Origin of the sequence: Chryseobacterium gleum (genome assembly GCF_900636535.1) — a bacterium.
Classification (GTDB): Bacteria; Bacteroidota; Bacteroidia; order Flavobacteriales; family Weeksellaceae; genus Chryseobacterium; species Chryseobacterium gleum.
In genome coordinates, this window is record NZ_LR134289.1 from 2,514,551 (window position 1) to 2,526,536 (window position 11,986).

Here is an 11,986-nt window from a genome sequence, read left to right on the forward strand (position 1 = left end):
GAAGAAGTTTACTATTTTTGTTTAAATACTTCTTTGAGATGAAACCATTTCTATTATTGATCTTTAATTTTATATTTTGTCTTTACCAAGGGCAAAACAGCAATATTGTCAATCCTGAAAAAATTGAAAATCTCCTCCAGAAAAAATATTCCGGAAAAATTATTTTTCTCAATAAAACTATCTCCCTGGAAAACCTTAAAGATCCGTATATTCTTACTTCCTCCCTATTTCAGGAAAATGGGGATCTGGGTATCTACGCTTTTTTCGACAATTCACTTGTTAATTATCTTCGTCAGCTTGAACCCAGCTTGACTGTAGATGAGTTGTTGAAAAATGGCAATTACCAGTTTTCATTCTATGTTGACGGAAAACTGATCTACACAGAAAATCTTAACACTGGAGCTGGTACCCCGGAAAATAAAAAGTTCAAAACAGCATTACAGATTCCTCTTCTCAGCAGTAAGAATGAAGACTCATGGGGAAGATATTTATGGATGCGTTTTTACATGGCTCATGACGGAATTGATGCGCTGACTGCAGGAAATCACATTTTAAAAATTGAAATCCGTCCTTATCTGAAAGTGAGCAACATCAAAACAGGACCTGTCATTGCAGAAGGACAGATCAACCTTACTGTTCCTTCCCAAAACATTCCGGAAAAACAGATCGCTCTTCAACCTGTTCTGCCCAACAGCGGCTGGAAGATTTCCAAAGAAAAAATTAATACTGAAATCATCAGAGCTCTGAATAGGAAAATTGCCGAAAACAGATTTAAAGATCTGACAGGAATTGTAATCATAAAAGATGGAAAACTACTTCTGGAAGAATATTTTAACGGTTCAGGGAGAGATTCTCTGCAGGATACAAGATCAGTAGGCAAATCTTTTTCTTCAGCTTTAACGGGAATTGCGGTCAAAGAACGGTATTTAAAGAGCGAAAACCAGTATTTAAAAGAGTTTTATGACTTAAAACAATTTAAAAATTACTCTGTTCAAAAAGACAATGTCACTATAAAAAGCTTACTGACAATGAGCTCCGGTTTTGAAGGAAATGATGATGATTCCGAATCTCCCGGCAATGAAGAAAATATGTATCCGACGGATAACTGGGTAAAGTTTGCATTGGATCTGCCAATGTCCGGGAATGAAATAGGGCAAAAATGGAGTTATTTCACAGCAGGCGTTGTAGTAACCGGAGATATTCTGGATAAAACAGTTCCTGAAGGTTTAAAAAATTATGCAGACAAAAAGTTGTTTCAGCCTCTTGGAATCACCCGTTATCAATGGCAATTCACTCCACAGCAAAAGCCTTCACTGGCAGGAGGATTACGCATGAGAGCTCTCGATTTTGCAAAATTCGGACAGCTGTATAAAAATAACGGGGTCTGGAATGGAAAAACTATTTTAGATAAAGATTGGGTAAAGAAATCGTTCACCAATTATTTTACAGATCATTCTGATTTTGAAGGCTACGGATATTTATTCTGGAGAAAAGTTTACACTGCCGGAAATAGAAGCTTTGAAGCATTTCAATCCAGTGGAAACGGAGGAAATAAAATCATTATGTTTACTGGGATTCCAGTTGTGATTGTGATTACAGCCAGGGCATATAACAAACCTTATGCTCATCAGCAAGCCGATAAAATAGTACAGGAATATCTTTTACCCGCCTTAAAAATTAGTAATGAGTAATGTGGAAAAATGAGTAAGAATAGTAATTGCTTATTGCAAAACTATTCGTCTTTCTTCGAAGGAATCAGAAAAACATCAATAAGACCTTCAGGAAGTTCCATTTTGATGGTTCTTTCTTCTCTGTCAACTTCAAGAATCCAGTCTTTGATCATAGGAATCACCACTTCTTTTCCGTCCAGATTTGTAATGAAATACACCTGTGCCGTCTGATCGTTTACGGATCTGATCACTCCACAGTTATGATCATCCTGATCAAAAATTTCAAATCCGATAATCTCGTGGTAATAGAATTGTTTTCCTGAAAGTTTAGGCAATGTGGAAAGAGGAAGGTAAACGCTTTTACCTAAAACCTGATCTACCAGTGCTTCAGAAGAGTTTTTGAATGCAATATTCAGAGCATCAAGCTTGCTCCATGATGTTTTTTCAATAAAAAATGGAACCAATAATCCGTTGATTTCAACGAATATTGATTCCAATTTATTGTAAAGCTCGGGTTGATCGGTATCCAGTTTAAGGATTACGTTACCCGCAAGTCCATGTCTGCGTGTGATTTTTCCTAAAAAATAGCAATCTTCTTTACGCATAACAGGGTTTGTTCTTAAGCTTCAGTGTTTTCTTCAGTTTCAGCAGCAGGAGCTTCTCCTTCTGTAGCTTCAGCAACTTCTTCAGCAGGTGCGTTTGCAGCTTCTTCAGCAGCTTTAGCATCAGCTTCAGCTTGTGCAGCAGCAGCGATTCTAGCTTCGTTTACTTTTACTTCAGCATCTAAAGCAGCTTTCTTAGCATCAGCTTTAGCTGTAGCTAAACCTTCTACTTTACCTTGTACTTTAGCATCTTTAGCTTCTACCCAAGCATTGAATCTTTTTTCAGCTTCAGCTTCGTCAAAAGCACCTTTAGCTACACCACCTTGTAAGTGTTTTTTGTAAAGAGCACCTTTGTAAGATAGAATAGCTCTAGCAGTATCAGTAGGCTGAGCACCGTTGTTTAACCACTTTACAGCAGAATCAACGTTCAATTCGATAGTTGCTGGATTAGTAATTGGGTTGTAAGTTCCTAGTTTCTCGATGAATCTACCATCTCTTCTAGCTCTAGAATCTGCAACCACGATGTGGAAAAAAGGCTTTCCTTTTTTACCGTGTCTTTGTAATCTGATTTTTACTGACATAATGTTTGAATTTTATGGGAACTCGTCCCAGTTAAATATTTAAGAGTGCAAAGATAGTAAAAAAGTTTGAAGTAAAAAGCTCCGGACAAAAAGTTTTAGAATTTCTGATTATTTTTTCTCAGGAGCCGGGAACCTGCTCTCGCTGCTCGCTTTTTTCTTTACAAGAAAAAGAGCTCAGACATGCCGCTCGATCAGGGCTATTTTAAGACAAACTACCCAAATAGAAAAGTCCCAGACACTTCTGGTTTTCTTCGATAGTAAGAGAGTCTTTCAAGTGATCTACAATTTTGGGAGAGCTCCAGTAGCACCCGATATTGTTGGCGGTACAGGTAAGATACATGTTCTGAACAGCCATTGAGGTAGCTGCTATTTCTTCCCATTCAGGAACCATTCCGCTGAAATTAACAATAATGGAAACCACTACATCAGCTTTATTGATTTTGAAACCAATGTCATTGTATTTTTTTTCCAGGAAAAGCTGTTCAGGTTGGGTTGCTTTATAGATTGCCTGCATTTCTGCAGCCAGCTTAGCTTTTTCTTCGCCTTTGAATATTTTAAAACGCCATGGCTTGGTACGTTTATGGTTCGGAGCCAATGTTGCCGCGTGCAAAATTTCCTCTAAAACTTCCTGTGGAATTTCTTTGTCAGTATAATCTTTCGGGAAAATACTTCTCCTCTCCTCTATAATTTCTTTTAAAATGGTTGCTTTACTCATACCTGCAAATTTACAACATGGAATTCAATCTGCTGTATTTAAAACAACTATTATATTAAATGAGAATAAAAGATGAAGCCGTGCTTATCAGAATTATAGCTATCTGTTTACAAGGAAAATCCACCATTCACATTACAGCACTTCTATAATCTTCTGATGGATTTTATTGAGGGTAAACTCATCACCTGGTTTCATTCCTATCATCTTTTTAGCCATCGGGCTTTCCGGAGAAATGGCGTAGAATCTGTCGCCTTCAAAAAAGAACTCTCCCAATGATACGGAAATATAGAACCGGGCCTTATTGGTGATCACCAACGAACCAAGCTGAACTCTTTGGGTAGCTGTATTCAGTACTTTTGCCATATTTCTTTTAAGATCATTCAAAGCGCCCAGCTGTCGCTGCATCTGGTAGATCTCCTCCTGCATTTCTTCTCTCATACTGTCATATTTAGGAGTTTTTTTGATGTCACGGCTTGCTTCCAGGGTAAATTCGATAAAGTTTTTAAGCTTTTCTATTTTCTCTGCGATAGTCATTTTCACAAAGTCTCTGATATCACTTTTTTCAAATACAATCTTCTCCATACAATCGATTCTTTATATAAAGATAATATTTTTAAAATAATTTTCAATGACATGGCATAAAATAACTCTTCTTCTCAATCGAATCAGTAAAAAGATTTATAATAAAAAAAAGCCCTGTAGATTTTACAAGGCTTTCATTTTATTTTTCTGCAAGTTTTTTCAGATCTCCAAGTCCCTGGCTAAACATTTTGTCCATATTACCATTCATCAGCGGTTTCATGATCTTCATCATAGGAGTCAGCTCATTATCAATCATCCATGTTACTTTGGTGCCATTTCCTTCAGGAACCATTACGAAATTGGCCTTCATATCTCCTTCAAAAGGTTTTATAAAATGAAGTTTTGTAGCCATTTTCTGGTTGGGAACCAGCTCAGTGATAGCCTGCTCTCCTTCTCCTACATTTTTATCTCCTTTCCAATGATAGGAATCGCCTACTTTATCACCATTTCCTGAGTAGGTAATAACAATGTTTTTATCAGCTTTGGAAAAAGGATCCCACTGATTGTATCCTTTTAATGTGCCTACATAAGGCCATACTTTATCCTGCGGAGCGTTGATAACAACAGATTTTTCATAGTGATAATCTTTACTGAAAGCAAGCACAGCAATTACAGCATATATAAGAACCAGCACGATGATGATACCAATAATTTTTAAGAGTGTTTTCATAGTCTATATATTTAAGGTTATATTATTTAATGATGATTTTAATCTGTTCCCAAAATTAAATATTCCCACATCACTCCTTCTTTCCATATGACAAGATTAATTAAAGATAAGGTATTTTTGTCATAACTTGCCAGTAAGGCATTATTTTTGAGCATTTCAGCTGTGATTCCCGGCGAATCATTACATTTACTTATAATAAAAATCGAAAAATGAATATTTTAACAGAAAAATTTAACACTCCATACCATTCGGCACCGTTCAGTGACATTAAAAATGAAGATTATCTTCCTGCATTTAAAGAACTGATTCAAAAATCTGAAGCAGAAATTGATGCTATTGTCAACAATCCTGAAGCACCCACTTTTGAAAATGTTATTGAAGCATTAGCTTATTCCGGGGAACAGCTGGATGTGGTTTCAAATATTTTTTTCAACTTAAATTCAGCGGAAACCAGTGACGAAATCCAACAGATCGCTCAGGAAGTTTCGCCGATCTTAACCGAATATTCTTCAAAAATATCTCAGAATGAAGCCCTTTTCAACAAAATCAAAAAGGTATACGATGAAAAGGAAAAATATAATCTCAATGAAGAGCAGGAAATGCTTTTGAATGAAACCTACAAAGGTTTTGTAAGAAGCGGAGCTTTACTGAATGAAGAAGACAAAGAAAAATTAAAGAAAATCAGCATGGATCTTTCTTTAAAGTCTTTACAGTTTGGGCAGAATGTACTGGCTTCAACGAATGCTTATTTTAAACATATCTCCCATAAAGAGGATCTTGCAGGAATTCCGGAAGCCATTATTGATCAATATGCTGAGGAAGCGAAGGAAAGAAATCTTGAAGGTTGGGTGGTAACTTTACAGTACCCGAGTTATATCCCGTTCATGACTTATGCAGAAAACCGTGAACTTAGAAAGGAACTGGCACTTGCGAATGGTAAAAAATCCTTCGATGGTGGAGAATTTGACAATCAGAATCTGATTAAAGAACTTCTTCATCTGAAACAGCAGAAAGCTGAGCTTTTAGGATATGAAAACTATGCTGATTTCGTTCTGGAAGAAAGAATGGCAAAATCTCCGGTAAAAGTTTTTGATTTTTTAAATGAGCTTTTAACCAAAGCAAAGCCCTATGCGGATAAAGAAATTGAAGAATTGAAATCTTTAGCCAAAGCCGACGGAATTGAGGAGATGCAAAGCTACGATCACGCCTATTATGCTGAAAAACTTCGTAAGGCAAAATTTGATCTTAATGATGAGGAACTGAAACCTTATTTCCCGTTAAACCAGGTACAGGATGCTGTATTCGGACTGGCAGGTAAATTATTCGGGCTTACTTTTGAAGAGAGAAATGATATCCCGAAATACCATGAAGATGTAAAAGTATATGAAGTAAAAGAAAACGGAACTTATAAATCCTTGTTATACGTTGATTATTTCCCGAGAAAAGGGAAAAGAGCCGGTGCATGGATGACCAGCTATAAAAATCAGTATAAGCAAAACGGTGAAAACTCACGTCCGCACATCTCAATTGTCTGCAACTTTAGTAAACCGACAAAAGATACTCCTAGTTTACTGACCTTCCAGGAAGTGACTACTTTATTCCACGAATTCGGGCACGCACTTCACGGAATGATGGCAGATACCCAATATCCTACCCTGTCAGGTACTTCAGTAAAATGGGATTTTGTGGAACTTCCGTCTCAGTTTCTTGAGAACTTCTGCTATGAGCCTGAGTTCCTGAAAACTTTTGCAAAACATTATAAAACAGGAGAAGTTCTTCCTGACGAAAAAATTGAAAAAATCGAGCAATCCAAAAACTTTATGGAGGGTTATCAGACTTTAAGACAACTAGGTTTCGGACTTCTGGATATGAACTACCATACAAAAGTTAAAGAATTGGAAAATGAAAGTGTAAAAGAGTTTGAAGATAAATACACAAAAGCAACAAGTCTTTATCCTTCCAATTCAGAAACAGCTATGAGTCCGAGTTTTTCACACATTTTCCAGGGAGGATATTCTGCAGGATATTATTCCTATAAATGGGCGGAAGTTCTGGATGCCGATGCTTTCCAGTATTTTAAAGAAAATGGAATTTTCAATCCTGAGATTGCAGCGAAATATAAAGTCTTGCTTTCTTCAGGAGGAACCAAAGATCCGATGGAATTATATAAAGCCTTCAGAGGCAGTGAGCCAAAAGTGGAAAGTTTATTGAAAAGAGCGTTCGGATAGAAAATAAATTCAAATTATGACAGAAAAAATCAATAAGCTGGAAGCCATTTTTAATGATGCTTTGAAAACGGCACTTACCGGTATTACTCCCGAAAAGATTGATGAGATTCTTGATAACAGGGATTCGGCAGCATTTTCTGATGCATGGATGAAAGCCTATCACACTGTTGAAGAGAAGGTTGCTAATGAGGAGGTTGAAGACAGAATCAGTGATATCAGAAAGGAAATTTTTGTATCTGTCTTCAAAACTACAGGTTCCTCTGACCTTCCGGCTTATATTTCTGATGATTTTGGTTTAATATGCTCATACTCTGTCCATCAGATTGAAAACAATTGGGTAACCAATTTGCTTTTCACTTATCTTCATCATCAGATCCCACAGGGTGAGCTGATGAAAACGGATAAAACATTGGAAGAACTGATTCAGTAAATCAAAAATAATAAAGTACAAAAGAACAGCAATCGCTGTTCTTTTTTTGTTGACAATGATGCTATCAGATGGAAATTTGTAAATTAGTTGCTTTGTATAATATCTTAACAAGACACAACAAATAGCTATTTGTAATTTTAAATAATGAGCAGTATAACACTAAGATTAGAAAACGTAAAAAAACTTCAGGCTAAAAGATGGGAAAATGAAGATCAATGGGATGCTTTGAACGATCTGCTGGTCAGAGAGCTGGAAGAAATTCTTCTTATTGAGCCTGAAAATACTTCAGCTTTAATCAATATGGGTGCTGTTTATTCTGATATGGGTGAGAATGAAAAAGCTCTGGAGTACTTAAAGACGGCATTAAGTCTGGGTTCTCAAGACAAAAACCTGTTTATCAACCTTTCCATTGTGCTTGTTTATATGGGAAAACATCAGGAAGAGTATCTGGAATACCTTGAAGAAGCCGAGGATAAAACGGAAGATCCTCTTACTTTTAAAGCCTATTTTGATCCTCAATCGCGTTAAAAATCAGTTTAATTAAAACTCAAATCATGTTACTGGCTATCTTACTTCCCTTCTTATCCTTTATTGTCCGTGGAAAAATTTTCACTGGGATTATTTGTCTGATTTTACAGATCACCCTGATCGGCTGGCTCCCCGCTGCCATTTGGGCTGCACTTTCTTTACAAAATGAAAGAGCAGATAAACGGAATGAAAAATTAATTAAAGCCATGAAGCAAAACAAGAAATAAGCTATCTAAAGGCGATCAAACAACTGATTGTAAAACACTTAAATAATTCATCTGATCTTTTTTAACTACTGATTAGTAATTTTTTCAAAAAAAATTTGCGAAACCGAAAAGTTGCGCATATATTTGCAACCATATGGTTTCATTTAAAAATCATTGTTTATGAGAAGAGATATTTTTCAGGCTATAGCTGATCCCACACGCCGGGCCATCATTGCGCTGATCGCAGTACAGGCCATGACACCGAATGCCATAGCAGAGCATTTTGACACCACAAGACAGGCTGTTTCAAAACACCTGAAAATCCTGACGGAGTGCGAACTGGTAACTCAAAATCACCAGGGAAGAGAAATTTATTACGTGTTGGAAATTGATAAAATGAAAGAAATAGATCATTGGCTGGAACAGTTCAGAAGGATTTGGGAAAGCCGCTTCGAACAGCTTGACACTTTACTGGCCACATTGAAAAGCCAGCAGAAATAAAATTTGACAACATAAAATCAAAAACAAACTATAAAAATACTATCATGAAACATCATCTTCAGTTCGATTTTCTTGCAGACAAAGAAAAGAACACTCTCACTATCAGACGTGAATTTATGGCCAACAGACAAATGGTCTGGGACTGTTATACAAAAAGTGAACTTCTTGACCGTTGGTTTGCCCCGAAACCACTGACCACCAAAACAAAATCAATGGATTTCCGTGAAGGAGGACATTGGCATTATGCCATGGTGGAGCCTAACGGAACAGAATATTGGGGCTGGGTAAGCTACCATAAGATCAACCCAATAGATTCATATACTTCAAGCGATTCATTCTGCAATGAAAAAGGAGAGATCAACACCAGTCTCCCACAGGCAGAATGGACAGTAACTTTCACAGATAAAAATGAAAATACTCTTGTAGAAACCATTGTAAGCTATGAATCTTTAACTGATCTGGAAACCATTATCGAAATGGGCATGGAGCAGGGAATGATTGCAACGCTTGAAAAACTTGATGAATTACTATTAACATTAAATCAATAAACATGAGCAACAAAATCACAGTTTCTGCAACCATCAATGCAGATGCACAAAAAGTATGGGATTACTATACCAATCCGGAGCATATCACACGGTGGAATTTCGCAGATCCTTCATGGCAGTGCCCTTTCGCTTCCAATGATATGAAAGTCGGAGGAAAATATGCAGCCAGAATGGAAGCGAAAGACGGAAGTTTCGGTTTCGATTTTGAAGCTGTTTATAATGAAATAAATGAAGGTAAAAACTTTACATATACTATGCCTGACGGAAGAGAGGTTCATGTCGATTTTAAAGAAAATAACGGACAAACTCATCTGAATGTAGCTTTCGATCCCGAAAACCAAAATCCGGAAGAAATGCAGAAAGGAGGCTGGCAGGCAATTCTTGATAATTTCAAAAAGTATACGGAAACGAACTAAAAAGTTCCAGATCGGAAAACAAGGATATAAAGCTGGATGCGGGACATTCAGCTTTTGCTTTTCAGTCAGAGCCTCTCAGAATTCCGATATAATTGTTGTAAATTTACATAGCTCTTATTTTCGGTAAGAAATGTTGTAATGATAAATTCTCTGCTATTATGAAAGAAAATAAATACGACAACCCGTCATTTTTTGACCAGTATGAAAAGATGCTCCGCTCTCAAATCGGACTGGAAGGAGCCGGAGAATGGCATACTTTAAAAAATATGCTTCCTGATTTTCATGGGAAGAATGTGCTCGACCTTGGATGCGGTTTCGGTTGGCATTGCCGTTATGCTATGGAAAACGGAGCAAAATCCGTCATTGGAATTGATCTTTCGGAAAGAATGTTATCCAAAGCTAAAGAAATCAACAATCTGGAAGGGATTCAATATGAAAGAAAAGCCCTTGAAGATGTTGACTACCCTGCTGAAAAATTTGATGTGATACTCAGCTCACTTACTTTGCATTATGTAGAATCATTCGATAGTATGGTCCATAATATTTACCAATGGCTTACTCCCGGCGGGTCATTTGTTTTCTCAGTAGAACACCCTGTTTTCACAGCTGAAGGCGGCCAGGACTGGATATATGATAAAAACGGAGAAAAAATCAGCTGGCCTGTGGACCGCTATTTTCTGGAGGGAAAAAGAAACACTACTTTTCTGGGAGAAAATGTTATCAAATACCACCGCACTTTAACGTCATATTTAAATACTTTATTAAAACATGGCTTCACCATCAAAGAAGTCACAGAACCTGAACCCAGCCAAGAGATGATAAAAGAAATTCCGGAAATGAAGGAAGAACTCCGCAGGCCTATGATGCTATTGATCTCTGTTGAAAAATAATTTGGAAAGAGTGTAAGGAAATATCCTTAAAAAAAATATCAGCGATTAAAATGTATATTTGCAAATATCACAAATAACAGATTATGAAGCTCTTGATCTTTTTCTTCATTCTTATATTTTCAGTAAAACTTTCTGCGCAACAATACAGCAAAGAGCTTGATCATTACTTTATAGCACTCACAGATCTGAAAAATTTTAACGGAAATGTAAAAATCGCTAAAAACAATAAAGTTCTTCTTAACAAGACCTATAATATTTCTGATGAAGACAAGGCATTACAGGTCAATAAGAACAGTAAATTTATTATTGCCTCAGTTTCAAAAATATTTGTAAAATATGGAATTCTTAAACTGGTTGAGCAAGGAAAACTTAAACTGTCAGATCATCTTAATCAATACATTCCTGATTTTCCAAACGGAGAAAAAATTTCTATTGAAAATCTGTTATTTCATCAGTCCGGTCTTCCAAGGGAAATTAAAGATTATGAGAAATATGACCACCTCAGCCTGGAAAAGACAATAGAGCTGGCCAAACAGGAATCTTTACAGTTCGAACCTGGAACTCAGACCTTATATTCCAATGTGGGATATTTTATCCTGCACTATCTTATTGACAAATTGTCTGATAGAGGATACTGGCATTTTATCCAGGAAGAGATCATCAAAAAATACCAGCTGAAAAACACAGGTGAGTTTAACTCTTCCCGATCATTGTCTGATTTTGCTTATGGATTTTCAACTGAAAACGGTAAAATTGTTCCTGTTTCCCATACCAGCATCAACCGTTTTGAAACCGGAAATTATTTTTCGACGATTGATGATTTATATAGTTTTAGTCAACAGCTTATTTCCGGAAAGAATCTCAGAAAAGATCTTGCGCTTACAATGTTCGGAAAAGACAGCCAATTGATCCAGGCAGGCGGCAGACCGGGTTACAGAGCTTATTATTATCAGGATTTAAAATCAGGAATCACCTTCATTTTTACCTCAAATTTCACAGATATTCCTTTCCAGAAAGTGACTGAAGATATTATTAAGCTTTTGAATGATCAGCCTTATCGTATTCCTCAAAAAATCAACAGGAAAGCAATTGAAGTCTCTGATGAAGTTCTCAAACAATACACCGGAAAATTTGCTCTTGAAGCTGATTTGTCACAGGTTTTCACAGTTATTCTTGAAAATCATTTTCTGTATATCCTTGACAAAGACGGAGAGAAAACCAAAATTTATCCGGAATCACCGAATACTTTTTTTGACAATCCGGAATCTGAAGACGGCTATCAGTTTGTGAGTGATAAAGATCATCAATACCGCCTAGTAATTATTTCAACAGGTGTTAAATTAAATGCAAAAAAAATACAGTAATTAATATCTGTTTTATATAATCATGTTATAGCATTCTGTAATTATTAAATAAGTC

Annotated in this window: 15 protein-coding genes; 10 read left to right on the plus strand and 5 right to left on the minus strand. The window is 36.4% G+C overall.

Features of this window, described 5'->3' with window-relative positions; genetic code table 11:
* The first annotated feature begins 38 nt into the window (after positions 1 to 38).
* A complete protein-coding gene (locus EL165_RS11490; RefSeq protein ID WP_002976970.1) occupies positions 39 to 1,691 on the plus strand; it encodes a serine hydrolase domain-containing protein in 1,653 nt (550 codons plus the stop codon).
* A 41-nt stretch (positions 1,692 to 1,732) separates the two neighbouring features.
* Here the strand turns inward: EL165_RS11490 and rimM are convergent, their stop codons facing one another.
* From rimM to EL165_RS11515, 5 genes are all read right to left on the minus strand, one after another.
* Positions 1,733 to 2,275 (minus strand): ribosome maturation factor RimM, encoded by a 543-nt coding sequence (gene rimM, locus EL165_RS11495; protein WP_002976967.1) that lies wholly within the window; start codon positions 2,273 to 2,275, stop codon positions 1,733 to 1,735.
* A gap of 14 nt (positions 2,276 to 2,289) precedes the next feature.
* Complete coding sequence (locus EL165_RS11500; RefSeq protein WP_002976965.1) at positions 2,290 to 2,853, minus strand: 30S ribosomal protein S16; 564 nt, start codon at positions 2,851 to 2,853, stop codon at positions 2,290 to 2,292.
* Between the two features lie 202 nt (positions 2,854 to 3,055).
* Positions 3,056 to 3,568: a nitroreductase family protein gene (locus tag EL165_RS11505; RefSeq protein ID WP_002976963.1), complete on the minus strand. Its 513-nt coding sequence runs from the start codon at positions 3,566 to 3,568 to the stop codon at positions 3,056 to 3,058.
* A gap of 132 nt (positions 3,569 to 3,700) precedes the next feature.
* Positions 3,701 to 4,150: a hypothetical protein gene (locus EL165_RS11510; protein WP_002976960.1), complete on the minus strand. Its 450-nt coding sequence runs from the start codon at positions 4,148 to 4,150 to the stop codon at positions 3,701 to 3,703.
* Between the two features lie 139 nt (positions 4,151 to 4,289).
* On the minus strand, positions 4,290 to 4,820 hold the full coding sequence (locus EL165_RS11515) for an SRPBCC family protein (protein ID WP_002976958.1): 531 nt from the start codon (positions 4,818 to 4,820) through the stop codon (positions 4,290 to 4,292).
* 209 nt (positions 4,821 to 5,029) lie between these two features.
* On the opposite strand from EL165_RS11515, the gene EL165_RS11520 reads away from it, so the two are divergent.
* From EL165_RS11520 to EL165_RS11560, 9 genes are all read left to right on the plus strand, one after another.
* Positions 5,030 to 7,048, plus strand: coding sequence for a M3 family metallopeptidase (locus EL165_RS11520; protein WP_002976956.1), 2,019 nt, complete (start codon positions 5,030 to 5,032; stop codon positions 7,046 to 7,048).
* 16 nt (positions 7,049 to 7,064) lie between these two features.
* On the plus strand, positions 7,065 to 7,478 hold the full coding sequence (locus EL165_RS11525) for a hypothetical protein (protein ID WP_002976954.1): 414 nt from the start codon (positions 7,065 to 7,067) through the stop codon (positions 7,476 to 7,478).
* Positions 7,479 to 7,622: 144 nt separating this feature from the next.
* The gene (locus EL165_RS11530) at positions 7,623 to 8,006 is read left to right on the plus strand and encodes a tetratricopeptide repeat protein (protein ID WP_002976952.1); all 384 of its coding nucleotides are present in this window, start codon (positions 7,623 to 7,625) and stop codon (positions 8,004 to 8,006) included.
* 26 nt (positions 8,007 to 8,032) lie between these two features.
* Entirely contained in the window at positions 8,033 to 8,233 is a 201-nt protein-coding gene (locus EL165_RS11535) for a YqaE/Pmp3 family membrane protein (protein WP_002976950.1), read from the plus strand.
* A 159-nt stretch (positions 8,234 to 8,392) separates the two neighbouring features.
* A complete protein-coding gene (locus EL165_RS11540; RefSeq protein ID WP_002976949.1) occupies positions 8,393 to 8,713 on the plus strand; it encodes an ArsR/SmtB family transcription factor in 321 nt (106 codons plus the stop codon).
* A gap of 44 nt (positions 8,714 to 8,757) precedes the next feature.
* Complete coding sequence (locus EL165_RS11545) at positions 8,758 to 9,261, plus strand: SRPBCC family protein (protein WP_002976947.1); 504 nt, start codon at positions 8,758 to 8,760, stop codon at positions 9,259 to 9,261.
* A gap of 2 nt (positions 9,262 to 9,263) precedes the next feature.
* Positions 9,264 to 9,677, plus strand: coding sequence for an SRPBCC family protein (locus EL165_RS11550; protein WP_002976944.1), 414 nt, complete (start codon positions 9,264 to 9,266; stop codon positions 9,675 to 9,677).
* Positions 9,678 to 9,835: 158 nt separating this feature from the next.
* Positions 9,836 to 10,567 (plus strand): class I SAM-dependent methyltransferase, encoded by a 732-nt coding sequence (locus EL165_RS11555; RefSeq protein WP_002976942.1) that lies wholly within the window; start codon positions 9,836 to 9,838, stop codon positions 10,565 to 10,567.
* Positions 10,568 to 10,650: 83 nt separating this feature from the next.
* Positions 10,651 to 11,931, plus strand: coding sequence for a serine hydrolase domain-containing protein (locus EL165_RS11560; protein WP_002976940.1), 1,281 nt, complete (start codon positions 10,651 to 10,653; stop codon positions 11,929 to 11,931).
* Positions 11,932 to 11,986: the final 55 nt, after the last annotated feature.

What these genes read in the sequence shown, in the direction of transcription:
- EL165_RS11490 (WP_002976970.1), top strand. Translation starts at nt 39, where the DNA reads ATGAAACCATTTCTATTATTGATCTTTAATTTTATATTTTGTCTTTAC.
- rimM (WP_002976967.1), bottom strand. Translation starts at nt 2,275, where the DNA reads ATGCGTAAAGAAGATTGCTATTTTTTAGGAAAAATCACACGCAGACAT.
- EL165_RS11500 (WP_002976965.1), bottom strand. Translation starts at nt 2,853, where the DNA reads ATGTCAGTAAAAATCAGATTACAAAGACACGGTAAAAAAGGAAAGCCT.
- EL165_RS11505 (WP_002976963.1), bottom strand. Translation starts at nt 3,568, where the DNA reads ATGAGTAAAGCAACCATTTTAAAAGAAATTATAGAGGAGAGGAGAAGT.
- EL165_RS11510 (WP_002976960.1), bottom strand. Translation starts at nt 4,150, where the DNA reads ATGGAGAAGATTGTATTTGAAAAAAGTGATATCAGAGACTTTGTGAAA.
- EL165_RS11515 (WP_002976958.1), bottom strand. Translation starts at nt 4,820, where the DNA reads ATGAAAACACTCTTAAAAATTATTGGTATCATCATCGTGCTGGTTCTT.
- EL165_RS11520 (WP_002976956.1), top strand. Translation starts at nt 5,030, where the DNA reads ATGAATATTTTAACAGAAAAATTTAACACTCCATACCATTCGGCACCG.
- EL165_RS11525 (WP_002976954.1), top strand. Translation starts at nt 7,065, where the DNA reads ATGACAGAAAAAATCAATAAGCTGGAAGCCATTTTTAATGATGCTTTG.
- EL165_RS11530 (WP_002976952.1), top strand. Translation starts at nt 7,623, where the DNA reads ATGAGCAGTATAACACTAAGATTAGAAAACGTAAAAAAACTTCAGGCT.
- EL165_RS11535 (WP_002976950.1), top strand. Translation starts at nt 8,033, where the DNA reads ATGTTACTGGCTATCTTACTTCCCTTCTTATCCTTTATTGTCCGTGGA.
- EL165_RS11540 (WP_002976949.1), top strand. Translation starts at nt 8,393, where the DNA reads ATGAGAAGAGATATTTTTCAGGCTATAGCTGATCCCACACGCCGGGCC.
- EL165_RS11545 (WP_002976947.1), top strand. Translation starts at nt 8,758, where the DNA reads ATGAAACATCATCTTCAGTTCGATTTTCTTGCAGACAAAGAAAAGAAC.
- EL165_RS11550 (WP_002976944.1), top strand. Translation starts at nt 9,264, where the DNA reads ATGAGCAACAAAATCACAGTTTCTGCAACCATCAATGCAGATGCACAA.
- EL165_RS11555 (WP_002976942.1), top strand. Translation starts at nt 9,836, where the DNA reads ATGAAAGAAAATAAATACGACAACCCGTCATTTTTTGACCAGTATGAA.
- EL165_RS11560 (WP_002976940.1), top strand. Translation starts at nt 10,651, where the DNA reads ATGAAGCTCTTGATCTTTTTCTTCATTCTTATATTTTCAGTAAAACTT.